Genomic DNA, 24,902 nt, shown 5'->3' with positions numbered 1-24,902 from the left:
GCCGGTCAAGTAAGCCACCAATCAGTCTGATGATCATCGGCTGGGGAGCGGGGCGAAGAGCGCGCGCATCACGCCGCTCTTCTCACAGTGCGGCAGTTCCGGATGTTATTCGGTGAGCCTGCGCCTATAGCTTGCAAGCCGTTCGGCCAGTTGCGCCTTGCGTCCGCGTGGCGTGATCAATGCCGCCCCTGCGGGCAGCATTTGCCTGACCTGCGCCAGCGGAGCAACCTTGAAATCCTTAACCGCGTCGGTCGGCTCACTGTTCGGCGGCAGCGACTGCCAGCGAATGGCGAAGGCCCCCGCCGCATAGCCTTCGGGATCGAGCCAGTTGTAGACGCCGGGGTCCTTCTGGGAGATCACGAAAGTGTAGCTGCCATCGGCATTGGGCTTGGCCTGCGCGGTGTTGAGACTGCTTGTGCGTCCGACATAGTCATAGGCCACCCCCCACGGATCGGTGAGCTGGAATCCCAAGGACGCTGCACCCAGCGAGCGCAATGTCACCACCCACGCCTCATCCGGGCCAAGGTTGAAATGGCCGCTGGTCGAAAAGCCGCGACCACCCGGCCGGACGCGCGGCACACCGATCTGGTTAACGGGTCTGGTGAAAACGAACCGATTGTCATAATCGACCCAATAGGGCGCTATCTGCGACAGCAATGCAGCGGCGCGGCGCGCCAAGGCTTCGTCGGAAGGCGGCGGAGCCATTGGCGGACCATCGACGCGGTGGATTTCCAGCGCAACCGGATTCTGTGTCGACCAATCGGTAAAGAGATCGCGCACGACCAGCAGGAACTTGCCGTGCGCCGGGGTCTGAATGTGATTGCGGCGCCCGCCGGCGGGTGCGCTGTCCAGGGTGATCGTGAAACTGCCGTCCGCGGCGATCTGCATGGCGTCGCTTCGCAGCGTCCCCAGTTGCTTGCCGCCTTCGGCCGCCATCGCGGCCGTTCCGGGGATCGAATCCCGAAGCTCGAAATGCAATTCGGCGGGGGCAGGGCGCTTGACCCGTCCATGGATTTCGTAGCGGACGGCGCCATCGACCATGGCGTTGCGGTAGACATTGTCGGGATTGTCGATGCCGTAGCCGGATCGCGGCACCCGCATCCCGAACCAGTCATGCGGCGCGTTCACCACCCACATCATGGAAGGGCGATCAGTGTCCTCTCCGACCGCATATTGGATCGCTGCCATTGCGATCGATTCAGCCGCACGTCCTATGGTCATACGGCCAGTCGGCGTCGAACCCTGCGGGTCGGCGGCATAAAGGGCTTCAACCCGCTTGATTTCCGCCTGCATCGGCGCACTGGCGAGAATGCGCAATGCCGTGGCTTCGAGTGCGACCTGCCGCATATTGGCAAGTGCGCCGCTGGGGGCCGGTGACGCAGCGGAAGCCATGGCCAGCGCCGGGACAACGGTCAGGCTCGCAAGCGCAGCCAATCCGCCCTGCGCAAGGAGATGCCAGCGTAAACGCTTCAACAGATTCCCAACTCCATTGGCCACGACATCGCTCTCCCGGAAGCTCGGCTCGTGCCGACGCTTTGCCATTGTGAGGCGTCATCTTGGATAAAAAATTACTTATTAAAAAGTAAAAAATATCCAAGATAGGTTTGCGGGACGCGACAATATCTGATCGATTTCCGTCAGTGGGGAAATTTAACTGACTTACTCCCAAATTGATTTGACCCCGAATCTCGGCCTTGGCATGATCCCCGGCATGCCCTCCAACGCGTCCAGTCAGGCTGACACATTGTCACGCAAATTTTCCAAGGGAGAGGTCACGCGCCGCAGCATCCTGAAGGCTGCAGAGGCCAGGTTCGCTGATTTGGGTTATGACGCTGCGCGTCTTGAAACGGTCGCGGACGATGTCGGCATCAAACAGGCCGCGATCTTCTATTATTTCCCCAGCAAGCGTCGGTTGTTCGATGAACTGATGCAGGAAATCCATCACAGCCTCATCAATCTGACCGGGATGCGGCTCGATGGCGTCAGTGACGCCTGGGAAAAGCTGATGCTATTGGTCGAAACCTGGCTCGACTTCATGATCGGTCGGCCGACGGCGGCGCGCCTGATCCTGCGCAACTGCGCCACACCCGCTGTCGGTGATGAAGGGCACGAAGCCTATTCAGACGATGCCCTTCAATTGCTGCGCAGCATTATCGCGGAAGGTATTGCAGCCGGGCGCTTTGCAGACGTCAATTCCATGTATCTCGTCAACCTGCTGAGCGGCAGTATTCTTCACTATGTCTGCAATCCGGAACAGTTGGGAAGTGAGCGGCCATATCGGCCGGATGATCCCACCGAAGTGGCGATCTTCAAGTCGGTACTGCGCAAGACGGCCCGAGCCGTTCTGGATGTCCAATAGGCTGCGACCGATGGCGCGGCAGCGAATGTCGCGCCATCTGAATTATGAACGTCGTAAATTTCAGAAACTGAACCGACCCCGGACGCCATAGGTGCGTGGCGGCAGCGGGCTGCCCGTGCTGGGTGGGCTGGCCTGATGTCCGCCTTCCTTGTCGAGGGAGCGGTGCGTTGGTCGGAAGCTGACGCGTCCGGGCGTTTCCACTATGCCAATGCGCTGCTGTGGGCCGTTTCGGCGGAATATCTTCAGCCTTTCCTGGCGGGGGATGCCTATATGGTCCGGCTCTGGGTCGAAAGGCTCGGCAACAGTTCCGTCACTTATGGCTGGCAGATATTGAGCGGTGAAGTTCCGGCGGTCGAAGGGAGGCACAGCGTCGTCCATGTCGACGCGACCGGTCGCGCCGCACCAATATCCGCGACCTTGCGCGCCGGACTTTCCGGCTATCTGATGGGGGCAGGCTGATGAGTGACGTCGGGGACACGGGAAGCCGTCCCGTTCGTCCGCGAAGGATGTTTTTATTGCTTCTGTTTTTGCCGATATCGGCCATCGTGCCATCGACGGTGAAGTTCATGACCGTCCGATGCAACGACGACCAGGCTATTATGAGGAACGTGCCCGATGAATTTCCTGTTCGAACCGCCCGCCATTCCCGCCGTTCCGGTGCGGGGCGAAACCGCGCTGTTCCCCGTGAACCGTATCTTCTGCGTCGGGCGGAACTATGAAGCCCATGCCGCCGAAATGGGTTTCAAGGCAGATCGCGAGGCGCCCTTTTATTTCATCAAGTCCCCGTCCGCGCTGGTCGAGAGCGGCGCGACCATAGCTTACCCGCCGGGGACGGAAAATTATCATCATGAAATGGAATTCGTCGTCGCGATCGGCGGCCATGCTTTCCGCATTGCGCAGGAGGATGCGATGTCGGTCATCTATGGCTATGGCTGCGGGCTGGACATGACGCGGCGCGACCTGCAGTTCGCCGCACGCGAAAAGGGGCGCCCCTGGGACCTTGGCAAGGATTTCGAACAGTCCGCGGTGATGGCGCCGCTGACCAAAGCCGCTGATTTCGGCGCGATCGCCAGCCAGCGGATCGTCCTCAAGGTCAATGGGCAGGTGAAGCAGGACCAGAAGCTGGACGACCTGATCTGGAGCGTGCCCGAACTGATTTCCCACCTGTCGCGCTTTTATCATCTTCAGCCGGGCGACCTGATCTATACCGGCACGCCCGCCGGCGTTGGCCCCGTGGTCGCGGGGGATCGGCTTGAGGGCGAGATTGACGGTCTTGCCCCGCTGACCCTGACACTGGGCGCTGCGGCGTGATGCGGTTTCATGGCTATTGGCGGAGTTCGGCGGCGTGGCGCTGCCGGATTGCGTTCAACCTGAAAGGCGTGGCGCCGGAACTGGTGCCTGTCCATCTCACCCGCAATGGCGGCGAGCAGAAAAGCGCCGCCTACCGGCAGGTCAATCCGCAGGCGCTGGTACCCGCGCTGGAGGTGGGCGGACGCATCCTCACCCAGTCACTTGCCATATTGGAATGGCTGGACGAGACGGTCGCCGATCCGCCGCTGTTGCCGGGCGATGCCTTGGATCGTGCTCAGATCCGCGCCTTCGCCCTTGCGGTCGCCTGCGACATCCATCCGTTGCAGAACCTGCGCGTTCAGCAATATCTGCGCGGCGAACTGGCGCAGGATCAGGCAGGGGTGGACAGGTGGCTCGCGCGCTGGCTGGGCGACGGTTTGCAAGCGCTTGAGGGCTTGTTGTCGGAGCGGGACGTTACCCCCTTCGCCTTCGGGGACAGTCCGACGCTGGCGGATATCTGCCTCGCCCCCCAGCTCTATTCCGCGGACCGGTTCGGCATCAGCTATGCCCATCTGCCGCGCATCTCTGCCCTGGCGGAAAGCTATGCCCGGCATCCGGCGTTTGTTGCCGCGCATGCGCATTGTCAGCCGGACAGTGAAATCCGGGAAGGCGGCTAATGAAACAGGTTCAATCGGTCCTCGTGATCGGCGCGGGCATTGGCGGCCTTGCCGCCGCCATCGGCTTTGCGCGGCGCAATGATCGTCTGGCGATCTCCGCTTCAGGACTGAAACTGTTGTCCCGCTCGATCAGGTCCGAAAACTGCTTCCGCGTGATGCCATCGCGAACACAGAAAATCAGGGCTTCACTCTTCCGCGATCCGCTCGATGATCGGTTAGCCAGCGGCAGCACATGGGTGCCTGGCGTTTCGCATGCGGGCAGGCGCCGCCCCGCGCAGCTACGCTGGCTATCAATATGGGGAGTCATGTTTGACGCCCCATATTGGTAACGCGAGAATGCAGAGCTTTAGATGATGGAAAAGTCCGTGTGATCCAGATGGGTGCCGATCAGCACCATGGCCACCTGGGTCTGTTGCGCGGGGCCTGTTCCATCGGGGTCGTAGGATATGGTCCCCGTCGTCGGATTGTAGATGATGTGATCGTTCGCATCATGTGCCCGTGTGCCCTCCCAATATGCGCTGTCGGGCAACTGACCGATGGCGCCAGCCGCTGTGAAGACCGAATGGTCCAGCGCTATGGTGTCGATGCCATGCTGAAAATCGGTGATCTTGTCGACATTCTTGCTGCCAGAGGCATTGAACACGAAGGTGTCCGAACCGCTCCCGCCGGTGAGCACGTCATTGCCCTTGCCGCCGTCAAGCCAGTCATTGCCGGCATTGCCGATCAAGGTGTCGTTGCCCGCCTTGCCATAAAGCTTGTCATTGCCGTCGCCGCCCTTGAGCGTGTTGTTGTAGCTGTTCCCCGTCAGGACCAGATCGACCGGCGCAGGGGCGGGTGCGGGAGTGGGCGCAGGCGCAGGGGTCGGAGTGGTGGTCGTCGTGCCCCAGTCCGCGTGAATATATTGTCCCGGCTGCACCCCGGTATAGCTGATCCCGTTCAGATTGATATCGGCGGTATAATAGCCCACGCCGTCATGCGCCGCCTGCGTTTCGACATCGGCGACAGCGGTCTTGCTGGACACATATTCAATGGCGATGACGTCCTTGCCAGCGTCGATCATCTTTTGCATCAGCGCGAGGCTTGCCTGTGTCTCGCTCACCGGCTGCTTTGACCCGCTGTCCGTATAGTATAGATTTTCCTTATACATGCCGTCGAGGTGCGAGAAATAGGTATTGTTCGACAGCAATTCCTCGGCGTTGTTCGCCCAGATCTTGAAATTGGGATCCTTGGCGTGCGCATAGTCTGCCAGATACGCCACCAGATCGGCCATGGCTTGCTCCGCCCCGGCCGCGCCGCCGGGCGCATTCGCCTTGGCCCAGGCCTGCTGATATTCGTCGACGACGTCGAAATAGACACCGTCATATCCGGCCGTGATCATCTTATCGATATAGGCGGTGGCGACGGTGCGCCATTCCGGCGTCCAATAGGCGACCTGATAGTCGCCCTGCCATTGCGGATTTTCCGGGCCGAGCGCCGCTTTCGGGATGGTGTTGAAATAATCCCGATAATCTTCGGCTTCGCCGATGCTGAAATAACCCAATAACAGGGAGCTGCCTGGACCACCGCCCATCTGGGCAACCTGTGCTGGCGTGAACGTGTTGCCGTTGTCGTCATAAATGTCGATGACCTTGACGTCGAACGGTGCTGCGGCGATTTCCGAAGGAACGACTCCTTGCAAGACATACATGCCTGTATGCGTCATAATTACTCCTGATAAAAATTTTCTAGACCCGAAGATGCAAAACTCAGGAAGTGGAAGCTGTTGAATCAGCCTTTCGCCGCCGCCCGTGTTTCACGACGATTGCAGTTTAACGTTCACGATGATCCAAACCGTCCGCCGCAAAGCATGGCTGTGCGGCCGCGAAGCGTTGTTGACAGATTGTCTCTTTGATTTTAAAGCATATTGCCGACGATCTGAGGTCGTCAGATTGCATTGCGTCAAGACGCAAGAAAGCCATATTGGATTTTCCCCCTCTTCTGGATCATCGACGGGGCAAGCTTGTGGTGGGAAAAGCTGTCTCCCACATTAACAACATTTCCGGACGGGCTTCGGGTACGATGAGCGGAGCCGTGGTTTCGATGGTCAGAGATGCAGCCCGGACCATGTGGTGGGATTGCTGTCGAGGATAGGGGAAACCCCGCTTTTTCGGCCCGCGGATGCAATTGATGGCCCCGTAAAATCACCCGAAACGGGGCTGCCCAAGGTGAAATTTCAAATGATTTTCGGGGCGTAAGCCAAGGGGGCGTTCGCTGGCTGTGGCCGTGCCCAGGGTCGTTGCCGAGCGCTGGACCGGCAACCGGCCGGATGACGATGATTTCGCCACCCAGCGAGATGCTGGCCGGATGTCAATGGGTTGCGCTCAGCTGTGCCGTCGGCGCTGCGGCGGATGCCCCGCGCGTGCCGAATGACGGGGCAGGGCGAATCGCGATCATCCTTTCCGCGCGACCTGGAATCCGGCGAAGGACTGGGTGACGGGCATCAACTCGATCCGGTTGAGGTTGAGGTGCTTGGGCTGGCTGGCGACCCAGAACAGGGTTTCGGCAATATCCTCCGCCGTCATGGGATTGGCGTCGCCATAGAGAGCGTCGGATGCGGCCTGGCTGCCGGTGCGGACCAGGGTGAATTCCGTCTCGACCATGCCCGGCTCGATCGAGGTGACGCGGACCCCGGTGCCGTGCAGGTCCGACCGCAGGCCGAGCGAGAATTGCGTGACGAAGGCCTTGGTCCCGCCATAGGCATTGCCGCCCGCATAAGGATAGGTCGCCGCGACCGAACTGATGTTGATGATCGCGCCCTTGCTCTCGATCAGGCGGGGCAGCAGCTTGTACGTGATCGTAACCAGTCCGGTGATGTTGGTGTCGATCATCTGCCGCCACTGGTCGAGATCGGCCTGATGGGCCGGGGCCGTGCCCAGCGCCAGTCCGGCATTGTTGATGAGCAGGTCGATATCGGCAAAATCGGCGGGCAGGCCGGCCAGAGCCGCGTCGATGGCGGCATCGTCGCGCATGTCGAAGCTGATGGCATGGGCCTTGTCCGCGCCCAGTTCGGCGACCAGCGCCTCCAGCCGGTCGGTCCGGCGCCCGGTGACGACCACCTTCCACCCCGCAGCCACGAAACGTCGCGCCGATGCGGCGCCGATGCCTGCGGTTGCTCCCGTGATCAGTGCGGTTCCTGCCATGATATGAGTCCATCCTTTTGGCGCCCGCGAACGGGGCGGTAACGGTTCCGCGATCTAGGCATGATTTTGCCGATGCCAAGTGCCATTTGCCAATGGGTTGCCCCTTCATGTCCGGTTTTTTGCACCGGAATGTCCCTGTTCAACTGATCGCTGGAAAGAGGCCGCCGACATCATTTTCGGCGCGGCTGACTTGGGACTGCAATAGTCTCCTTCTAAGAAGGGCGCATCGAAAAACAGGCTGGCCGGTCTGAAGAGGGGCGGATACGGTCTTGAAATATGGAGAGTAACTTGACGATCCTCACGATCGATTTCGAGGCGTCGTGCCTGCCCCGGCACGGTCTGTCCTACCCGATCGAAGTCGGTATTGCCGGCGATGGGAAAGCGCAAAGCTGGCTGATCAGGCCTCATGACGACTGGGTCGGCTGGCATTGGTCGGAAGAGGCCGAGGCGCTGCACGGCATCAGCCTGGACCAGATTAATCGCGATGGCCTGGACGTGGAAACCGTGCTGGCGGAGCTCGTGGCCGCCTGTGATGGGCGGCGCATGGTGGCCGACAGCATGATCGACCAATATTGGCTGGATACGCTGGCCGATGCGGCGGGGCAGGCGACGCCCTTCCTTATCGACCATGTCTCGCTGTTGCTGGACGAACATCGCGCCGATGAGCAGCGGATCAGCGCCGCCGTCGCCTTCGCCGATGCGCGCCATGTCGAACGGCATCGGGCGGCCACCGACGCGCTGTGGCTGTCGGCGTTGCTGGATCATCTGTCGGGCAAGGCCGTGGGCCAACGCCGTGCGCTGATGCGACTGAGTTGAGCGGGACATTGTGCGTCAGCAATAATTTGTAACGCTCGGCAAATTTCGGAGACATTCAGGGGGCCTAATCCTGATCAACCATGCCGGTTGGTAAGGAGAAGGCCCCCATGTTCCATGCGCTGTCCATGACAGGCGCCGTGATCGACAGATGAGCCCACCGCTCATATTGATCGCGGAGGTTGAGCAGGACGTGCGCCATGAGGTGCGCCAATCGCTGGAGCAGAACGGGTTTCGCGCTCTGCCCGCTGTCTCCGCAACCGAAATCTGGAATGCGATGGACAGCATGGCCATCGGCGCGGTTGTGCTGGATGCCGCCTTGCGCGGGCCGGACGGCATGGACCTGTGCCGCGACGTGCGCGAACGCAGCGACGTGCCGATCATCCTGGTGGGCGCCAACAGCAGCGAGGTCGACCGCGTGGTCGGGCTGGAGCTGGGCGCCGACGACTATATGGCGAAGCCCTATTCTGCCCGCGAACTGGCCGCTCGGTTGCGCGCGGTGCTGCGCCGTGGGCGCAACGACCGGGCGCTGGGCGCACACCGCCCGACGGAGGCGCGCTTCGATGGCTGGACGGTCGATTCGTCGCGCCGGGAGGTGATTGACCCCAATGGCGGCCGGGTGGAACTGACCGCCGCCGAATTTTCGCTGCTGCTTGCATTGCTCGATCATCCGCGCGTGGTGATCGCCCGAGCGCGCCTGATGGCATTGGCCGGGGTGCGCGACACCCCATCTTCCGATCGCAGCGTCGACGTGCTGGTCAGCCGGGTGCGGCGCAAGCTCAGCCACGGCGGGCGGGCTGCCCCGATCGTTACGGTGCGTGGCGGCGGATATATGTTCAGTGCGGTGGTCGACCGGCGCTGATCATCCAATTTACCGCACGATGTTCCAGACACAGTATTTAACAAACCCGCTGCGCCGCAGCAAAAACGCGTCCCTATCCTTCATCCTCAAGGCCGGTCTGCCCCCTGACCTGCCAGCATATAAAGAAGGATGCAGTGACATGAACGAGCTTATCGGTCGCGTCTTCAGCTTCGAAAGCCATGTCTTTCCGAACCAGAGCGCGCTCTACAACCGCCTCGCCAGCGATGGGCAGAGCCCCAAGGCGCTGATGATTTCCTGCGCGGACTCGCGCGTCGTCCCCGAACATATCATGCAGGCCGATCCGGGCGATCTGTTCGTCTGCCGCAACGCGGGCAATATCGTCCCGCCCCATGCGACGCAGAATGGCGGCGTCACCTCCACCGTCGAATATGCCGTCATGGCGCTGGGCGTTCGCGACATCATCGTCTGCGGCCATAGCGATTGCGGCGCGATGAAGGCGCTGTCCACCAATGCCGACCTTACGGCAATGCCCAATGTTGCCGCCTGGTTGCGCCACAGCCATGCCGCGCAGAAGGTCTGCCGCGAAAGCTATCCGGATGAATTGAGCGACGCTGAAAAGCTGCGCAACATGGCGTTGGAAAATATCGTCGTGCAGCTCGCCCATCTGCGCACGCATCCGTCGGTCGCGTCGGGCATCGCGCGCGGTGAAATCGCTCTGCATGGCTGGTATGTCGATATTCATGCGGGCCAGGTTCTGGGTCTGGATGGCGAGACCGGCCGCTTCCTTCCCCTGCGCGAAAATCAGCCGCTGCCCGTTGCGCTGCCCCATGCGAAGCGCCTGGCCGCCGATGGCGGCTATGCGGTGGCCGCGGAGTAATTTCCCATGATGAAGGCATTTTCCGGCGGCGCTTTCAGCCGCGACTTCACGGCGTCCATCGTCGTCTTCCTGGTGGCGATGCCACTGTGCATGGGCATCGCCATCGCATCCGGCGTGCCGCCGGAAAAGGGCCTGATCACCGGCATGATCGGTGGTCTGATCGTCGGTCTGTTGGCGGGATCGCCCTTGCAGGTCAGCGGTCCGGCGGCGGGTCTGGCCGTCATCGTCTTCGAAATCGTGCAGAAACAGGGCCTGTCCGCCCTCGGTCCGATCCTGATCCTGGCCGGCGCCATACAGGTGATTGCCGGTCTGCTGCGCGTCGGCGGCTGGTTCCGCGCGATCTCGCCCGCCGTGGTGCATGGCATGTTGGCCGGCATTGGCGTGCTGATCGTCGTGGGGCAGTTCCATGTGCTGTTCGACGACAAGCCGCTCTCCAGCGGGCTTGCCAATCTGGTCGCCATGCCGGGGCAGATTTTCGGCCTCACCCATCAGGACGCGGCGACGGCTTTCGCGGTCGGCCTTGTCACCATCGGCGGTATGCTGGGTTGGGAGAAATTCCGTCCTGCCTCGATGAAGCTGGTTCCCGGCGCGCTGGTCGGCGTGGTGCTGGCGACTCTGGCGGCCTTCCTCTTCAGTCTGCCCGTCGCCCGCGTGACGGTGCCGGAATCGATCGTCGCCGCCATTTCGCTGCCGGAACAGGGGCTGTTGGCGCAACTCATGAACCCGGCGATCCTCACCACCGCCATTGCCATCGCCTTCATCGCCAGCGCTGAAACGCTGCTGTCGGCGGCGGCGGTCGACCGGATGCATGACGGCGTCCGCACCAACTATAACCGCGAGCTGAGCGCGCAGGGCGTGGGCAATCTGCTCTGCGGCGTCGCGGGCGCGCTGCCGATGACCGGCGTGATCGTCCGCAGTTCGGCCAACGTCCAGGCAGGCGCCAGGACCCGTCTGTCGACCATCCTGCATGGCGTCTGGATATTGGGCTTCGTTGCCCTGCTGCCCTGGCTGCTGAGGGAAATCCCGATGGCGGCGCTGGCCGGCATCCTGGTCGTCACCGGCATTCGTCTGGTCAGCTTCGATCATGCGAAGCACCTGTTCCACCGTTACGGTCCGCTCCCGGCCGTGGTGTGGGCGGCGACGCTGATCTGTGTCGTGGCGACCGACCTGCTGACCGGCGTGCTGGTGGGTATCGGCCTGTCGCTGCTGGAAATGCTGCCCCATGCCCGCCGTCTGCGGTTGGGACTGGAAGAGGAGAGTCGCGAGGATGCGCATGAAGTGGCGCTGCACGGCACGGCCACCTTCCTCAACCTGCCCCGACTGTCGGCCAAGCTGGAGTCGGTGCCCGCCGGTCGCCTTGTCATCCTGAATGTCGAGCGGCTGGGCCATATCGACCATACCTGCGCGGAAATGGTCCGCGAATGGGTCGACCGGCGTCGGGGAACCGGGGCCGAGGTGGAGTTGTTCGGCGCCACCGGCCGGATGCGCCATCTGGTCGCCTGACCTTCACCCCCTCATCAGGCGATCAGCAGGCCGTCGCGTCACGAGACCCAGTGACGCGGCGGCCTTTTCCTTTCCATTCAGAAATGAAATGGAAACATTCGGCATCGTAAAAGAAAAATAGCGTGTCTATGACGCCACAGAAATGCACTATGCTTTCGCAGTTGCAGAAAATGCCTTCCATGGAGCGCTATTGAATCCATAAACTGCCCCTGTTCCACGAATATCGAAGGCGATTTATTAGACAGATCTTCGAATGCGTGGACGCAGGACGGAACATTCTTGCCTAAAAAAGGGGAATGTTCATGAAGTATCAGATTGCCTGTGCCGCGTTTGCGCTGCTTTCCAGCGCTCCGGCCTTCGCTCAGGAAGAGCCTGCAGGCCCCGTCACCGTTTCCGGCAGCGTCGCGCTGGTGTCTGACTATCGCTTCCGCGGCGTGTCGCAGACCGACAAGGGCATGGCGGTGCAGGGCGGCATCACGCTGACCCATGAAAGCGGCGCCTACGCCGGCACCTGGGCCTCCAATCTCTCGGGCTGGGGCACGTTCGGCGGGTCGAACTTGGAACTGGACCTGTTTGCGGGTTATGCGGTGCCGCTGGGCGGCGCGACGCTGGACGTCGGCCTGACCTGGTACATGTACCCGTCGGGCGCCGACAAGACCGATTTCGCCGAACCCTATGTGAAGCTGTCGAGCGCACTCGGCCCGGTCAAGGGGCTGATCGGCGTCGCCTATGCGCCCAAGCAGCAGGCGCTGGGCAACTGGTCGAACACGCCGCAGAGCCGCATCGGCGACAAGGAGGATAATCTCTACATCTGGGGTGATGTCAGCGGCGCCGTTCCCAACACGCCAGTCACGCTGAAGGCGCATCTGGGCTGGTCGAACGGCAATCCCGGTCTTGGTCCCAACGGCACCTCGGTCGCGCCCACGGGCAAATATCTCGACTGGCTGGTGGGCGCGGACGTCGCCATTCCCGGCACGCCGCTGACGCTGGGCGTCGCCTATGTCGACACCGACATCGCTCGTGTCGAGGAAAACTACATTCGTCCGAACTTCTCCGATTCCGATGGTTCGTCCATTGCCCGCAGCCGGGTGGTCTTCTCCCTTTCGGCCGCCTTCTGACGGGAGCCATGCCGGGCCTTTCAGGGGGAGGCCCGGCATGACAAATCTTGCCAGGACGGGACAAGCGATTGTCCCCATCGTGACAAATTGTTGCTGGGCTTGCAGGGGCCTGTTGCTGCGGCAACGTCCGGTTGACCGTCTATCCCGCGCGACCTATCTCGCTTCCATGAGCAGATTTTCTTGGCCCACCATAGCGGCATGACCGCCCCCACGATCATCCTGGTGGAGGACGACCCGCCGCTGCGCACGCTGACGGCACGGGCGTTGCAGGAACATGGCTATCAGGTCCGCCCGGCCTCCTCCGGTCCGGAAATGTGGGTGGCCTTCGATGCAGGGCCGGTCGATCTCGTCGTCCTCGACGTGATGCTGCCCGGCACCAACGGCATCGACCTCTGCCGCCAGATCCGGCGCAAGAGCGATGTGCCCATCATCTTCATCAGCGCCAAGGGCAGCGAGACCGACCGCATTGTCGGGCTGGAACTGGGCGCGGACGATTATCTTCCCAAGCCCTTCGGCACCCGCGAACTGATCGCCCGCATTCGCGCCATCCTCCGCCGCGTCGGCGTGGAGCGCGGCCCAGACGAACATCGGGAGAATGAAGCCCGCTTCGACGGCTGGGTCGTCAATTTCCCGCGCCGCGAACTGCGATCGCCCACTGGCGCCATCGTCGACCTGACCGGCGCGGAGTTCGACCTGCTCGGCTCCTTCCTCAGCCATCCGCAGCGCGTCATCGCCCGCGAACGGCTGATCGAACTGTCCCGCACCCGCATGGGCGACAGCAGCGACCGCAGCATCGATGTCCTCGTCAGCCGCCTGCGCCGCAAGCTGTCCACGCAGGATCGCGCCGCGCCGATCACCACCGTTCGCGGCGTCGGTTATATGTTCAATGCGGAGGTTAGCCGGGCTTGAGACGGCATGTCAGCCTGGTCGGGCAGATTTTCGCGATCCTGTTGCTGACCCTGACGCTGGAATTTGCCCTCGGCACTCTGGTCAATGAGCGGGCGAACCAGCTGTCGCTCCAGGATGACGAGGCGCGCCGCCTGGCCGAGCATCTGGTCATCGCCCGCAAGCTGCTGACCGAACAGCCGCCGGATGAACGGCACGCGCTGGCGTTGCAACTGACCACCGACCGCTATGACATTCACTGGACGGCTGCATCGCCGCCGCCGCCGCCGCTGGCGCCGGGGCTGGAGCGGATGCGGCGCCAGATCATCGACTGGGAACCGACGCTGGAGCAGGCGCATCTCTGGCTGCGGCTCGCCGCCCCGGCGCGCATGTCGCAGATCGATGGCGGCCTGAGGCTGGCGGACGGCAGCTGGCTCTATTTCGGCATGCGGCATAGCGGCGGCAAATGGACATTCACCATCGGTCGTATGGGGCTGGCGCTCATTCCGGTGCTGGCGCTGCTGGTCGTCGGCGGCATGTTGATCCGCCGCACGCTGGCGCCGCTGCGCGACCTGACCCAGGCGACCGAGCGCATCGGTCTGAGCGACGAAGTCATGGTGGCGGAGGGCGGCTCCAGCGATGTGCGCAACCTCATTCGCGCCTTCAACGCCATGCAGACCCGCATCCACCGCCTGATCACCGAACGGACCGAGACGCTCGCCGCAGTCGGCCATGATCTGCGCACGCCGCTCGCGCGGTTGCAGCTGCGGCTGGAAAACCTTCCCGAAAATGATGCGCGGGAAGCGATGGAGGGCGATCTGGAGGAAATGGGCGAGATGATCGACTCGCTCCTCGCTTTTCTGGGGGGCGAGAAAAACGCGGAACCCCCGGTGCGGATCGATGTGGCGGTGATGGCGGCCACGGTGGTCGACGCCTTTCAGGATCACGGCAGGCCCGTCGACTATGCCGGACTGGACCATCTGGAAATGGCTGTGCGCCCACTCTCGCTGCGGCGGGCGGTGGTCAATCTGATCGAGAACGCCTTGCATTATGGCGGCGGCGCGCGCGTGACACTGGAGCGGCGGAACAGGGAAGTGCTGATCCGGGTCGACGATGACGGTCCCGGCATTCCCCGCGACAAGCTGGAGGAGGTGTTGAAACCCTTTGCCCGGCTGGACGAAGCGCGACAGCGCAACACGCGTGGGCTGGGCCTGGGCCTCGCCATCGTTGCCCGCGCGGTCGAGCAGGAAGGCGGGCGGTTGCTTCTCGCCAACCGGCCGGGGGGAGGATTGCGGGCGGAAATATGCCTGAATCTGCCGGAGGAAGATCGCTGAGCGCAAAGTTTCGGTAAAAAGAGAATCTGGCAACCCCCAAGCAAAACTCGTTTATCGCCGCCTGCACTGGCGGGCTATGCCGGTAGCCTGTTCGTAAAGAGGCACATATGACGGCGCAGGGCGAAGGCTATTGGGACATTGACCGGCTGGCGGCTGAACTGGGCACGGTGCGGCGGCGCTGGCGGCAGGGGCAGGACCATCATGCCGAATATGGCGCGGAGGGTTTCCCCTCGCGCGCTTCGCTGACGAAGATCATGGCGGCGCTGTGCGGCGCGCTGTTTCCGCTCCGCCTCGGCCCCAGCTTCGTGCGGCTGCATAATGAAGACGCCTATGTCGCGCAGACCTTGCAGACCGCGCTCAGCCGCCTGTACGGCCAGATCCGCCTTGAGCTGATCTACACGATGCAGGGCGAAGCGTCCGAGGATCTGGACCGGGAAGCCTCGCGCATCATCGGCGCTTTCGCGCAAAGCCTGCCGGCATTGCGCGAATTGCTCGACAGCGATGTGGAGGCGGCCTTTCTGGGCGATCCCGCCGCGCGCAGCGTGGACGAGGTGCTGATCTGCTATCCTTCCATGATGGCGATCACCCATCATCGGCTGGCGCATCGTCTGTATCAGTTGGGCGCGCCGCTGGTGGCGCGGATCATCTCCGAAATCGCGCACAGCAGCACCGGGATCGACATTCATCCCGGCGCGAAGATCGGCCGCAGCTTCTTCATCGATCATGGCACCGGCGTCGTGATCGGGGAAACCGCCATCGTCGGCGACCGGGTGCGCATCTATCAGGGCGTGACGCTGGGCGCGCGCAGCTTTCCGGCGGATGAGAAGGGGCGGCTGGAAAAGGCGCTGGCCCGCCATCCGATCATCGAGGACGATGTGGTGATCTATTCCGGGGCGACCATATTGGGGCGCATCATCATCGGCAGCCGGTCCGTGATCGGCGGCAATGTCTGGCTGACCGACAGCGTGCCGGCCGACAGCAATGTCCGGCAGGCGAAGGCCCATTATGAAGTGACCAGCCGGGTCGAAGTCTCCGCGCCCCATCGTGTCCACGCGCTGGTGGAGGAGGGCGACGGGATCGCGGAGAATATCTGAGCCTTCCGAACGGGGCGAGGGGCGCTCGCCTCGTTCGGCATGGTTTATTGCGCCGGGCAGCTATCCCCTTCGCCCGCGATCAGGTCCAGGCATCGCCCGTCAATCTCGTTCCTGGGCACCGGCAGTTTGATGAGCGCCGCCAGCGTCGGCAAGATGTCCACCGTCTCGACGCCCAGTGGCTGCTCGAAATGAGTGAGGCCTTTGCGCCAGAACAGGATCGGCACCCGGCGGTCCGTGTCCCAGGGGCTGCCATGGGTGGCGACATAGCCCATCACCGCGCTTTCCGGGATCGACATGACCCGTGGCTTCAGCAGCAGCAGCAGGTCGCCCGAGCGCTGCGGATCGAAGCTGGCGCGGGCCTCCTGAAGCAGCGACCAGCTTTCCGGCGGGCCGGACGGCGAAGGCGTCGCGGCGATTTCCGCCTTGGTGAAGACCGTCTGCACTTGCGGATGAGCGCGCAGCAGGGCCAGTGTCGCGGCTTCCACCTTGCTACGCTGGGCGGCGGTCAGGCTCCTGTCGAAATACAGGTCGCCCGCCGGGCCATCGCCCCAGATCAGCGTCTTGCCGCTGATGCCGGTCTTTTCCGCGATCGCCGCCGACAATGCCTTGGGAGTGAGCGCCTTGTCGACGCGCTGCTCCATCGGCATGGCGTTCATCCGGTGCCGTTCGGGCAGGTCATGGCCGCCATGATCGGCGGTCAGCACCACCACATAATCCAGCCCGTCCTTGTCCAGACGGTCGAAAAAGGCGCCCAGTTCCCGGTCCAGCCGGTCGACCTGAATGCAGCTTTCGGTCCCCTCGGTGCCATAGCTGTGGCCGACATAGTCGGTAGCGGACAGGCCGATGGAGATGATGTCGGCCTGCGCCTGCTTGCCCAGCGCCATAGTCTCGATGGCGGCGGCGGCGAAGGCCAGCGTCATCGCGTCCTGCTCGGGCGAGATGCGGAAGCCCTTGTAATCGCCTGCCTCGCGCGCGAAGCGTCCGGTGCCGACCGTCCTGTCCCCGGCCTTTACGGGGAAATCCTTTGCCGCGCATTGCGGCGGCAGTTCGAAGCCCGGATTGGGCTGCGCCAGACGCTGGGCCATGACTTCGTTGACCTTCGCCACCAGCGGCGGCACGGCCACGCCCTTATAGCTCACATAGCCCTTCGGTCCGCCCAGCCACCAGACCTGATCGGCGGTCGGCCCGCCCATCATGATGGCCGCGCGGTCCTTGCCGGAAACCGACACGACGCGGGTCGCGGGGTTGGCGATCTTCATCCGTCCGCCCAGCGTCGGCACCTTCAGATGCATGGGCGAGGCCTGATAATTCTCGCTGTCGGTGCCTGGCTGCGTCTCATCCTCCGCGCAATAGACCTGTTTGTCGGCGCGGGCGGTGCCAAGGTCGAACCAGTTATTGGCGATGATGCCGGTGCGCGACGGGCGGCTGCCGGTCAGGATGGTGCTGTGGCCGGGGCAGGTTTCGGTCGCGGCGTGGCTCTGATAGCCGCGCGGGAAGACTACGCCCTGTTCGGTCAGCCGCCTGAGGCCGCCGGTATAATATTGCCGATATTCGCTGAACAGATCGGCGGAAAACTGATCGACGGAGATGGCGACGATCAGCTTGGGCGGCGTCGACGGAGCGGGCGCGGCTGCCACCGGAACTGCCGGCGCCTGAGCCAGCGCGGGGATGGAACTGGCCAGGAGCAAGGCGGCAGCGACTTTTTTCAACATGGGGGAGGATACCTTCTGATGCCTTGACGACAGATGCATCGGGACCTAGCCCCCTTGCATCCACGCGACCAGAGGCCCGATGCGGATTTTTCATGTCCTTCTTATGACAGTCCTTTTGTCGTTCGCGCCGGTGGTGGCGCGGGCGCAGGGCGCGTTCGGGCAGGGCGCCCCCCATATCGCGGCGGAACTGACGGCGGAAACGACGATGCCGCAGCCGGGCAGGGACACGACCATTGCCTTTTCCATGAGGCCGGAAGCGGGATGGCACGGCTATTGGGAAAATCCGGGCGATGCGGGTCTGGGCATGACGGTCAAATGGACGCTGCCCGACGGCGTCACCATTGGCGCCCTGCGTTATCCGGTGCCGGAAACCCTGCTGATTTCGGGCCTGATGAATCATGTCTATGAAGGTCCCTATGGCGTTCTGGCGAAGCTGACCGTCGCGCCGGACGTCCCGGCGGGCACGAAGCTGCCGATCAAGGTCCGCGCCGACTGGCTGGCCTGCACGGATAAGGTCTGCGTGCCCGAAGGCGCGGAATTGAGCCTTGATCTGACCGCCGGCGACGGCACCATCCTGCCTTCTCGACGGGCGCAGTTCGATGGCTGGCGCAGCCATCTGCCCCGGCCTTTGGGCAGCGAGGCGCGCTATGCGATCGTGGATGGCCGGTTGCGTCTGGCGATTCCCTTTCCGGCGGGTGCCGATGTGCGCGACGTGCATCTCTTCCCGCTGGCCGATGGCCTTGCGCGTTATGCCGCGCCGCAGACCGTCTCGCGGCAGGGCGACCGCCTGCTGGTCGAGACCGAGGCTGGGCAAGGGCTGAAGCCCGGTCCGGTACAGGCCGTGCTGCGGACCGGCGATCATGTCGGCTTCCTGCTGACCGCCCGGCCCGGCGACGTTCCGACCGTTCGGTCCGACACGCTGCGAACGGCGCTGATCGCGCTGGGCGGGGCCGTGCTGGGCGGGCTGTTGCTCAACATCATGCCCTGCGTCTTTCCGATCCTGGGCCTCAAGGCGATGAAGCTCGCCAGGGCGGGCGGGGATGAGCGGGTCGTCCGCCGTGAGGCGCTGGCCTACAGTCTGGGCATCATCCTGACCTGCCTTGTGCTGGGCGGTCTGCTGCTGGGGCTGCGCGCGGCGGGGGCGGCGGTCGGCTGGGCGTTCCAGTTGCAGGACCCGCGCATCATTCTGGCGCTGTTGCTGCTGGTGACGGCGATTGCCTTCAACCTGGCTGGGCTGTTCGAACTCAGCGCCTATGGCGGCGGCGAGAAGCTGGCGGGGAAGGGAGGGCTTGCGGGCGCCTTCTGGACCGGCGTGCTGGTGGCCTTCGTCGCGACGCCCTGTACCGGGCCGTTCATGGGCGCGGCCATGGGCGCGGCGCTGGTGTTGCCGCTGGCGGCGTCGCTGGCGATTTTCGCAGGTCTGGGGCTTGGCCTTGCGCTGCCGTTTCTGGTGCTGGCCCATATGCCTGCATTGCGGACCCGTCTGCCCCGACCCGGCGCGTGGATGGGCCGGGTGCAGAAAATCCTTTCCGCGCCGATGTTCCTGACTGCGCTCGGTCTTGCATGGCTGCTCGGCCAGCAGCGGGGCGTTTCCGCCATGACGCTGGGTCTTGGCGCGGCGCTTATCCTCGCGCTGCTCCTCTGGTGGCTTGGCGGCCGCCAGCGTCAGGGCAAGCGCGGCGGTCTGTTGGCGACCTTCGCGGCATTGGCCCTGCTCGGCGGATCGGCCATGCTCCTGCCCGCCCGCGCGCCCGCCGCTTCCGAGGCCGATGACCGGATTCCCTTCGATGAAGCCCGCCTTGCCAGCCTGCGCGCCGCCAACAAGCCGGTGTTCCTCTATTTCACCGCCGACTGGTGCCTCACCTGCAAGGCGAATGAAGCCGCCGCCATCGACCGCAGCGAAACCCGCGCCGCCTTCGACAAGGCGGGCGTGACCGTGATGGTCGGCGACTGGACCAATGCGGACCCAGCCATTACCCGCTTCCTGGAAGGGCAGGGCCGGTCGGGCGTTCCGCTTTATCTCTGGTATGCCCCCGGCAAGGATGCGCAGACATTGCCCCAGATCCTGACACCCGCCACGCTGAAGGCCCTGCTGTCCTGATGGCCAAGATTCGCGCCGATCAACTGCTTGTCGACAACGGCCTGGCCGAAAGCCGCGCCCGCGCGCAGGCGCTCATCCTCGCGGGCCTTGTCTTTCTGGGCGACAAAAAGATCGACAAGGCCGGACAGCAGGTCGCCGTCGACGCCGAACTGGAGGTGAAGGGCCGCGACCATCCCTGGGTCTCGCGCGGCGGCATCAAGCTCGCCCATGCGCTGGAGGCGTTCCACATCGACGTGACCGGCGCGGTCGCCATCGATGTGGGCAGTTCGACCGGCGGCTTCACCGACGTGCTGCTCAGCAACGGCGCGGCGCGGGTTTATGCGGTGGACAGCGGCACCAACCAACTCGCCTGGAAACTGCGCTCCGACCCTCGGGTCATCGTCCATGAACAGACCAGCGCCCGCATCCTGACCGCCGATCATATCCCCGAGCCGGTGGACATCATCGTCTGCGACGCCAGCTTCATCTCGCTGGCCAAGGTGCTGGACCGCCCCCTGAGCTTCGCCCGCCCTGGCGCGCGTCTCGTCGCCCTTATCAAGCCCCAGTTCGAGGCGGGGCGGGAGGAAGTCGGCAAAGGCGGCGTCGTCCGCGATCCGGCGATTCACCAGCGGGTGTGCGATGAAGCGCGGGCATGGGCGGAATCCAAAGGCTGGCAGGTGGAGGGCATCGCCACCAGCCCGATCACCGGGCCGCAGGGCAATGTGGAATTTCTCCTCTCCGCCATATTCGGCGGATAATCCGGCGCTCATTACGCCGATCCCGATCCCGATCTTCTATTCACGGGTTGCAGGACGAACCGTTTCACCGCAAACCGTCCATCGGCGGCTTGACTCGGCCTTGAAGGATTCGTGCGCGGTCGCTGAGTAAATCGTGGAGCTTCGTTGCCGATGAACGAGATTGCGTCTCCGGGTCAATTACGCCTCGCCTATCTGCGCTGGGCGCTGGTTACTGTGCCTGCGATTGTTTTCCTTGGCTTTCTCTCCGGCAAGCTCGCCAATAGTGGCTATGGCAACCGCTGGTTCGCGGCGCTGGCGAAACCGGAACTGATCCCGCCCGGCTGGGCCTTCGCCGTGGCGTGGACGGCCCTCTATATCCTGATGGCGCTTGCGCTCGCGATCGTCCTCCACGCGCGGGGCGCACGGGGACGGGGGATCGCCATCGTGGTCTTTCTCGTCCAGTTCGCGCTCAACCTCCTCTGGTCGCCGCTCTTCTTCCGCGCGCATCAGGTGGGGCAGGCACTGGTCCTCATCGTCGCCCTGATTGCGCTGGTTGCGATCACGACCGCGCTATTCTGGCGGGTTCGGCGCATCGCGGGGCTTTTGTTGCTGCCCTATCTGTGCTGGCTGGCCTTTGCATCCTACCTCAACTATGAGATCGGCCGCCTCAACCCGGACGCGGAAAGCCTTGGCAAACCCGCATTCCAGACCCAGATATGATTTTTGGCGCCCGGACAGGGGCGCCCCGTTAAAGGACCAAGCATCATGCAGAGCGAAAACCGCTTTTTCGACGACCTTGCCAAGCTGGTGAACGGCGCGGCCGGAACGGTCGCGGGCATGAGCCGCGAGTTCGAAACCAATGCCCGCGAAAAGGCCAAGCAGTGGATCGGCGGCATGGATTTCGTCAGCCGCGACGAATTCGATGCGGTCAAGGCGCTCGCCGCCGCCGCCCGTGAAGAGGTGGAGTTGCTGAAGGCCCGCCTTGACGCGCTGGAAGGCAAGGCGCCCGAACCCGTGACGAAGACAGTCCGCGCCAAAAGCAAGGACGCGGAATAAGCGGCGCTTTTTCCTGCCGGCCTTCGGTTGTCCACGCATTTTTCTATGGCTGTGCTTTCCCCGGCATGGAAAAATGCTCTAAGGCGCCCTGATGATGGACAGCGACGAATTTGAAAATGGCGGCCAGGAAGCCGCGCCGATCGACATGCTGGCCGCCTATTTCGAGGCGCATGGCTGGAGTTTCGATCAGGTGGGCGAGGACGAAATCGTCGCCAGCACCCAGGGGTCGTGGGCGCAATATGAGCTGCGCGGCATCTGGCGTGACGAGGATCAGGTGCTTCAACTGCTCGCGCTGCCCGACATCCGGGTGAACGACGACAAGCGTTCCGCCATCTATGAAACGCTGGGCCTCATCAACGAGCAGCTCTGGCTCGGTCATTTCGAGCTGTGGTCGTCGAGCGGGATCGTTCTTTTCCGCCATGGCGCGCTGCTGGGCGCGGGGGGCACGCTGACGCTCGATCAGGCGCAGATCCTGATCGAAACCGCGATCGACGAGTGCGAACGCTTCTACCCGGTGTTCCAGTTCGTCCTGTGGGGCGGCAAGACGCCGACCGAAGCCATTTCCGCCAGCCTGATCGAAACCCGCGGCGAAGCCTGAGTACTCATTGCATGACCCCAATCTGGCCAGACCATCTGTTTCTCGTCGGCTGCGGCAATATGGCGGGGCAGATGCTGTCCCGCTGGCTCGCCTGTGGTCTTGATCCGGCCCGCGTGACAGTGCTGCGCCCAAGCGGCAAGCCTGTCGCGGAAGGCGTGCGGGTGGTCACGGACTATCCCGCCGCGCTGCCTGCCGGGACGACCGTGCTGCTGGGCATGAAACCTTATCAATTGGGCGATGTGGCGGCGTTGCTCGCGCCGCTTTGCACCGGTGATACGCGGATCATCTCGATCCTTGCGGGGACGCCGCTTGCCGAACTGCGCGTCCGTTTTGCGCAGGCGGGCGAGGTTGTCCGCGCCATGCCCAACCTGCCCGTAGGCATAGGGGAGGGGGTCACCGCGCTTCATGCCGATGCTGGCCTTTCGGTCGCTTCGCGCGCTGCCGTGGATGGTTTCATCGCGCCCCTGGGCCTTGCCGAATGGATTGCCGATGAGGGGCAGTTCAACGAAGTCACGGCGCTGTCGGGTTGTGGTCCTGCCTTCCTGTTCCGCTTCATCGACGCCTTCGCCCGGGCGGGCGAGGCGCTGGGCCTGCCGGCCGATCAGTCGGCGCGCATGGCGCTCGCCACGGTGCGCGGTTCGGCCAGTATGGCGGCCCATGCCAGCGAAAGCCCGACGATTCTCGCCGACCGCGTCGCCAGTCCGGGCGGCATGACGCGGCAGGGGCTGAACGTGCTGGACGCCGACGACCGGCTGCTGAAGCTCCTCACCGACACGCTTGTCGCTGCCCGTGACCGGGGCGAGGAAATGGCCAGAGGCGGTTAAGGCCGCCGGTTCACGCCTTTGCGGAAATATTCTAAAGGGGCGGCTAATGTCCCTTGGAGTCCTGCCATGTTGTCCCCCGAAACGTCCATTCTCCTGCTCACCACCGGCGGGACCATCGACAAGATCTATTTCGACGCGCTGTCGGACTATCAGGTCGGTGAGACGGTGATGGCGAAGTTGCTGGAGATCGGTCGTGTCAAGCGCCCCTTCCGCATCGAGGAAGTGGTCCGCAAGGACAGTCTGGAACTGGACGATGCCGACCGGGCGCTGATCCGCGACCGGGTGGCCGCAGCGCCCGAAAGCCATGTCATCATCACCCATGGCACCGATACGATGACGGAAACGGCGAAGCTGCTCGCCGCCATCCCCGGCAAGACGGTGGTGCTGGTCGGCGCGCTGGCCCCGGCGCGCTTTGGCGAGAGCGACGCCAGCTTCAACCTCGGCATGGCCTTCGCCACGGTTCAGATGGCGGAGCCGGGGGTCTATATCACGATGAGCGGTTCCGTCTTCCGCGCCGACAAGGTGGTGAAGGACAGGGCCAAGGGGGCGTTCGTCCCGGCCGACCGGCCCTAGCGGCGTTCCTCGACGCCACGCCCTGTCATGGCGCGGCGGCTTGCCAGACCCATCATCGCAAAGGCCAGGATCGAAGCCAGGACATTCGCCGCCGCCGCGCCGACGGTGCCATAGAGGGGCAGCAACGCCGCCTGCATTCCCAGCAGCAGCGCGGTGGAAACCAGCGTGATGCGCAGCGACAGGCTCGCCCGGTCGGTCGCCATCAGCAGCGGGCGATAACTCACCCCCACCAGATCGACGCAGGCTGAAATGCCGAGCAGCACCAGCAAGGGATAGGCCGGCAGAAACGCCTTCCCCGCGATCAGGCCCAACAACGGATGACCGACGGTCAGGATCAGCCCGATGATGACCCCGCCCGCTATCAGAGCCAGACGGTTGGTCCGCCGGAACAGCATCCCCAGCGCTTCATGCCCCTGGCTTGAATGGGTGCGGCTCAGTTCCACGAAGATGCTGCGGGAAAGCAAACCGGAAATCTTGGTCAGCGAATTGGCAAGCTGGTTGGCGAGCCGGTACAGTCCCGCGCCGGTCGGCCCGACGAACAGGCCGACCACCAGCACCGCCACCTGCTGCCCCATGGACGACAGGGTGGTCTGCAAATTGGTCGCGGTCAGAAAGCCCACTATGCCCGGATTTTCCACCCGCGCATCCATCGCCTTGCCCGCCCGCCAGTTCCCCAGCTTCTCGCCGCCGACCCGGATCGCGAGCGACCAATAGCTGACCGCGCAGAGCAGTTCGGCGGCCCCCCAGGCAATCAGGAAGCCGGTGATATTGGGCATCAGCACCCAGGCCAGAACGGCGCCGATCATCCGTCCGACCGGGATCATCGTTTCGGCAAAGGCGCCCGTATCGAACCGGTCGAACAGGCGCAGCACGCCGGTCGGGCTGGACCGGATGGTGATCATCATCACCATGCAGAAGATCCATGCCTGCCACCCCATCCCCGCCGACAATCCCATCAACGGTCCGAAGGCGAGGATGATGAAGGCCGCGATCAGCCCGCCAATGGCCGCGGACGCGAGGTCGATCAGGATGCAGAAGCGCAGCACCCGGTTCAGCGCATCGCCATTGCCCGCCGCCAGATGCGGCTGGCCATAGCGCACGACGATCTGCCAGCTGTCGAAGCTCACCAGCGTCTGGATGACGTTGGCAGCGCTCAGCACCAGCGCGAACCGCCCGAAATCCGCCACGCCCAGCGTTCGTGTGACGATAGCCAGATAGGCAAGGCTCAATATCCCGCCCACGCCCTTGCCGCCCAGCAGCCATCCGGTATTCGCCAGAATGCGGGCAAAGCCTTCCTGGGCGCCACCCGATCCGCGCTTGATCTTCACTGACACTCCGGCCTTTCGATGCGACGCCGCCGTCTGGGCGCG

General features: G+C 63.7%; 25 protein-coding genes. 20 read left to right on the top strand and 5 right to left on the bottom strand.

The window, feature by feature from the left end; all coding sequences use genetic code 11:
• Nucleotides 1-105: 105 nt before the first annotated feature.
• Nucleotides 106-1,473 (bottom strand): DUF1214 domain-containing protein, encoded by a 1,368-nt coding sequence (locus tag HUK73_RS08570; RefSeq protein WP_176591528.1) that lies wholly within the window; start codon nt 1,471-1,473, stop codon nt 106-108.
• Nucleotides 1,474-1,711: 238 nt separating this feature from the next.
• Here HUK73_RS08570 and HUK73_RS08565 point away from each other — a divergent pair, with 238 nt between their 5' ends.
• The 5 genes from HUK73_RS08565 (at nt 1,712) to HUK73_RS08545 (ending at nt 4,655) form a co-directional block, all read left to right on the top strand.
• Complete coding sequence (locus HUK73_RS08565) at nt 1,712-2,359, top strand: TetR/AcrR family transcriptional regulator (RefSeq protein WP_218036439.1); 648 nt, start codon at nt 1,712-1,714, stop codon at nt 2,357-2,359.
• 135 nt (nt 2,360-2,494) lie between these two features.
• Nucleotides 2,495-2,818, top strand: a complete 324-nt coding sequence (locus HUK73_RS08560; RefSeq protein ID WP_176591526.1) for a thioesterase family protein — start codon at nt 2,495-2,497, stop codon at nt 2,816-2,818.
• A 156-nt stretch (nt 2,819-2,974) separates the two neighbouring features.
• Complete coding sequence (locus tag HUK73_RS08555) at nt 2,975-3,670, top strand: fumarylacetoacetate hydrolase family protein (protein WP_176591525.1); 696 nt, start codon at nt 2,975-2,977, stop codon at nt 3,668-3,670.
• Nucleotides 3,670-4,326, top strand: a complete 657-nt coding sequence (maiA, locus tag HUK73_RS08550; protein ID WP_176592879.1) for a maleylacetoacetate isomerase — start codon at nt 3,670-3,672, stop codon at nt 4,324-4,326. Before HUK73_RS08555 ends, maiA begins: the two co-directional genes overlap by 1 nt.
• A complete protein-coding gene (locus HUK73_RS08545) occupies nt 4,326-4,655 on the top strand; it encodes an FAD-binding protein (protein ID WP_176591524.1) in 330 nt (109 codons plus the stop codon). Before maiA ends, HUK73_RS08545 begins: the two co-directional genes overlap by 1 nt.
• 17 nt (nt 4,656-4,672) lie before the next feature.
• Here the strand turns inward: HUK73_RS08545 and HUK73_RS27065 are convergent, their stop codons facing one another.
• Complete coding sequence (locus tag HUK73_RS27065; RefSeq protein WP_176591523.1) at nt 4,673-6,028, bottom strand: endo alpha-1,4 polygalactosaminidase; 1,356 nt, start codon at nt 6,026-6,028, stop codon at nt 4,673-4,675.
• Between the two features lie 727 nt (nt 6,029-6,755).
• Nucleotides 6,756-7,505: an SDR family NAD(P)-dependent oxidoreductase gene (locus tag HUK73_RS08535; protein ID WP_176591522.1), complete on the bottom strand. Its 750-nt coding sequence runs from the start codon at nt 7,503-7,505 to the stop codon at nt 6,756-6,758.
• A gap of 276 nt (nt 7,506-7,781) precedes the next feature.
• Between HUK73_RS08535 and HUK73_RS08530 the strand changes: the two genes are divergently transcribed.
• From HUK73_RS08530 to epsC, 8 genes are all read left to right on the top strand, one after another.
• Nucleotides 7,782-8,321 carry a hypothetical protein gene (locus HUK73_RS08530; RefSeq protein WP_176591521.1) on the top strand — a complete coding sequence of 180 codons (540 nt, stop codon included), beginning with the start codon at nt 7,782-7,784 and terminating at the stop codon, nt 8,319-8,321.
• Nucleotides 8,322-8,469: 148 nt separating this feature from the next.
• On the top strand, nt 8,470-9,180 hold the full coding sequence (locus HUK73_RS08525; protein ID WP_176591520.1) for a response regulator transcription factor: 711 nt from the start codon (nt 8,470-8,472) through the stop codon (nt 9,178-9,180).
• 139 nt (nt 9,181-9,319) lie between these two features.
• Nucleotides 9,320-10,018: a carbonic anhydrase gene (locus HUK73_RS08520; RefSeq protein ID WP_176591519.1), complete on the top strand. Its 699-nt coding sequence runs from the start codon at nt 9,320-9,322 to the stop codon at nt 10,016-10,018.
• 6 nt (nt 10,019-10,024) lie between these two features.
• Nucleotides 10,025-11,521, top strand: a complete 1,497-nt coding sequence (locus HUK73_RS08515; RefSeq protein ID WP_176591518.1) for a SulP family inorganic anion transporter — start codon at nt 10,025-10,027, stop codon at nt 11,519-11,521.
• A 296-nt stretch (nt 11,522-11,817) separates the two neighbouring features.
• Nucleotides 11,818-12,639 carry a TorF family putative porin gene (locus HUK73_RS08510; RefSeq protein ID WP_176591517.1) on the top strand — a complete coding sequence of 274 codons (822 nt, stop codon included), beginning with the start codon at nt 11,818-11,820 and terminating at the stop codon, nt 12,637-12,639.
• A 198-nt stretch (nt 12,640-12,837) separates the two neighbouring features.
• On the top strand, nt 12,838-13,548 hold the full coding sequence (locus HUK73_RS08505) for a response regulator (RefSeq protein ID WP_176592878.1): 711 nt from the start codon (nt 12,838-12,840) through the stop codon (nt 13,546-13,548).
• Nucleotides 13,545-14,858 (top strand): ATP-binding protein, encoded by a 1,314-nt coding sequence (locus tag HUK73_RS08500; RefSeq protein WP_176591516.1) that lies wholly within the window; start codon nt 13,545-13,547, stop codon nt 14,856-14,858. The genes HUK73_RS08505 and HUK73_RS08500 overlap by 4 nt, the downstream gene beginning before the upstream one ends.
• 107 nt (nt 14,859-14,965) lie before the next feature.
• Nucleotides 14,966-15,952 (top strand): serine O-acetyltransferase EpsC, encoded by a 987-nt coding sequence (epsC, locus tag HUK73_RS08495; protein ID WP_176591515.1) that lies wholly within the window; start codon nt 14,966-14,968, stop codon nt 15,950-15,952.
• 44 nt (nt 15,953-15,996) lie between these two features.
• On the opposite strand, the gene HUK73_RS08490 is transcribed toward epsC, so the two are convergent.
• Complete coding sequence (locus HUK73_RS08490; RefSeq protein WP_176591514.1) at nt 15,997-17,664, bottom strand: alkaline phosphatase family protein; 1,668 nt, start codon at nt 17,662-17,664, stop codon at nt 15,997-15,999.
• A 79-nt stretch (nt 17,665-17,743) separates the two neighbouring features.
• Between HUK73_RS08490 and HUK73_RS08485 the strand changes: the two genes are divergently transcribed.
• The 7 genes from HUK73_RS08485 (at nt 17,744) to HUK73_RS08455 (ending at nt 23,532) form a co-directional block, all read left to right on the top strand.
• Nucleotides 17,744-19,765 (top strand): protein-disulfide reductase DsbD, encoded by a 2,022-nt coding sequence (locus HUK73_RS08485; RefSeq protein WP_176591513.1) that lies wholly within the window; start codon nt 17,744-17,746, stop codon nt 19,763-19,765.
• A complete protein-coding gene (locus tag HUK73_RS08480) occupies nt 19,765-20,502 on the top strand; it encodes a TlyA family RNA methyltransferase (protein WP_176591512.1) in 738 nt (245 codons plus the stop codon). Before HUK73_RS08485 ends, HUK73_RS08480 begins: the two co-directional genes overlap by 1 nt.
• A 150-nt stretch (nt 20,503-20,652) precedes the next feature.
• Nucleotides 20,653-21,201, top strand: a complete 549-nt coding sequence (locus HUK73_RS08475) for a TspO/MBR family protein (protein ID WP_176591511.1) — start codon at nt 20,653-20,655, stop codon at nt 21,199-21,201.
• A gap of 45 nt (nt 21,202-21,246) precedes the next feature.
• Nucleotides 21,247-21,537 (top strand): accessory factor UbiK family protein, encoded by a 291-nt coding sequence (locus HUK73_RS08470; RefSeq protein WP_176591510.1) that lies wholly within the window; start codon nt 21,247-21,249, stop codon nt 21,535-21,537.
• Between the two features lie 91 nt (nt 21,538-21,628).
• Nucleotides 21,629-22,135, top strand: coding sequence for a YbjN domain-containing protein (locus tag HUK73_RS08465; protein ID WP_150290870.1), 507 nt, complete (start codon nt 21,629-21,631; stop codon nt 22,133-22,135).
• Nucleotides 22,136-22,146: 11 nt separating this feature from the next.
• A complete protein-coding gene (locus tag HUK73_RS08460; protein ID WP_176591509.1) occupies nt 22,147-22,959 on the top strand; it encodes a pyrroline-5-carboxylate reductase in 813 nt (270 codons plus the stop codon).
• Between the two features lie 66 nt (nt 22,960-23,025).
• The gene (locus HUK73_RS08455) at nt 23,026-23,532 is read left to right on the top strand and encodes an asparaginase domain-containing protein (RefSeq protein ID WP_176591508.1); all 507 of its coding nucleotides are present in this window, start codon (nt 23,026-23,028) and stop codon (nt 23,530-23,532) included.
• On the opposite strand, the gene HUK73_RS08450 is transcribed toward HUK73_RS08455, so the two are convergent.
• Nucleotides 23,529-24,860, bottom strand: coding sequence for a lipopolysaccharide biosynthesis protein (locus HUK73_RS08450; protein ID WP_176591507.1), 1,332 nt, complete (start codon nt 24,858-24,860; stop codon nt 23,529-23,531). The two genes, HUK73_RS08455 and HUK73_RS08450, sit on opposite strands and share 4 nt — an antisense overlap.
• Between the last annotated feature and the right edge of the window lie 42 nt (nt 24,861-24,902).

Origin of the sequence: Sphingobium sp. EM0848 (assembly GCF_013375555.1) — a bacterium.
Taxonomy (GTDB): domain Bacteria; phylum Pseudomonadota; class Alphaproteobacteria; order Sphingomonadales; family Sphingomonadaceae; genus Sphingobium.
This window is presented reverse-complemented; position numbering and strand designations above follow the sequence as displayed.

What these genes read in the sequence shown, in the direction of transcription:
- HUK73_RS08565 (WP_218036439.1), top strand. Translation starts at nt 1,712, where the DNA reads ATGCCCTCCAACGCGTCCAGTCAGGCTGACACATTGTCACGCAAATTT.
- HUK73_RS08560 (WP_176591526.1), top strand. Translation starts at nt 2,495, where the DNA reads ATGTCCGCCTTCCTTGTCGAGGGAGCGGTGCGTTGGTCGGAAGCTGAC.
- HUK73_RS08555 (WP_176591525.1), top strand. Translation starts at nt 2,975, where the DNA reads ATGAATTTCCTGTTCGAACCGCCCGCCATTCCCGCCGTTCCGGTGCGG.
- maiA (WP_176592879.1), top strand. Translation starts at nt 3,670, where the DNA reads ATGCGGTTTCATGGCTATTGGCGGAGTTCGGCGGCGTGGCGCTGCCGG.
- HUK73_RS08545 (WP_176591524.1), top strand. Translation starts at nt 4,326, where the DNA reads ATGAAACAGGTTCAATCGGTCCTCGTGATCGGCGCGGGCATTGGCGGC.
- HUK73_RS27065 (WP_176591523.1), bottom strand. Translation starts at nt 6,028, where the DNA reads ATGACGCATACAGGCATGTATGTCTTGCAAGGAGTCGTTCCTTCGGAA.
- HUK73_RS08535 (WP_176591522.1), bottom strand. Translation starts at nt 7,505, where the DNA reads ATGGCAGGAACCGCACTGATCACGGGAGCAACCGCAGGCATCGGCGCC.
- HUK73_RS08530 (WP_176591521.1), top strand. Translation starts at nt 7,782, where the DNA reads ATGGAGAGTAACTTGACGATCCTCACGATCGATTTCGAGGCGTCGTGC.
- HUK73_RS08525 (WP_176591520.1), top strand. Translation starts at nt 8,470, where the DNA reads ATGAGCCCACCGCTCATATTGATCGCGGAGGTTGAGCAGGACGTGCGC.
- HUK73_RS08520 (WP_176591519.1), top strand. Translation starts at nt 9,320, where the DNA reads ATGAACGAGCTTATCGGTCGCGTCTTCAGCTTCGAAAGCCATGTCTTT.
- HUK73_RS08515 (WP_176591518.1), top strand. Translation starts at nt 10,025, where the DNA reads ATGATGAAGGCATTTTCCGGCGGCGCTTTCAGCCGCGACTTCACGGCG.
- HUK73_RS08510 (WP_176591517.1), top strand. Translation starts at nt 11,818, where the DNA reads ATGTTCATGAAGTATCAGATTGCCTGTGCCGCGTTTGCGCTGCTTTCC.
- HUK73_RS08505 (WP_176592878.1), top strand. Translation starts at nt 12,838, where the DNA reads ATGACCGCCCCCACGATCATCCTGGTGGAGGACGACCCGCCGCTGCGC.
- epsC (WP_176591515.1), top strand. Translation starts at nt 14,966, where the DNA reads ATGACGGCGCAGGGCGAAGGCTATTGGGACATTGACCGGCTGGCGGCT.
- HUK73_RS08490 (WP_176591514.1), bottom strand. Translation starts at nt 17,664, where the DNA reads ATGTTGAAAAAAGTCGCTGCCGCCTTGCTCCTGGCCAGTTCCATCCCC.
- HUK73_RS08485 (WP_176591513.1), top strand. Translation starts at nt 17,744, where the DNA reads ATGCGGATTTTTCATGTCCTTCTTATGACAGTCCTTTTGTCGTTCGCG.
- HUK73_RS08480 (WP_176591512.1), top strand. Translation starts at nt 19,765, where the DNA reads ATGGCCAAGATTCGCGCCGATCAACTGCTTGTCGACAACGGCCTGGCC.
- HUK73_RS08475 (WP_176591511.1), top strand. Translation starts at nt 20,653, where the DNA reads ATGAACGAGATTGCGTCTCCGGGTCAATTACGCCTCGCCTATCTGCGC.
- HUK73_RS08470 (WP_176591510.1), top strand. Translation starts at nt 21,247, where the DNA reads ATGCAGAGCGAAAACCGCTTTTTCGACGACCTTGCCAAGCTGGTGAAC.
- HUK73_RS08465 (WP_150290870.1), top strand. Translation starts at nt 21,629, where the DNA reads ATGATGGACAGCGACGAATTTGAAAATGGCGGCCAGGAAGCCGCGCCG.
- HUK73_RS08460 (WP_176591509.1), top strand. Translation starts at nt 22,147, where the DNA reads ATGACCCCAATCTGGCCAGACCATCTGTTTCTCGTCGGCTGCGGCAAT.
- HUK73_RS08455 (WP_176591508.1), top strand. Translation starts at nt 23,026, where the DNA reads ATGTTGTCCCCCGAAACGTCCATTCTCCTGCTCACCACCGGCGGGACC.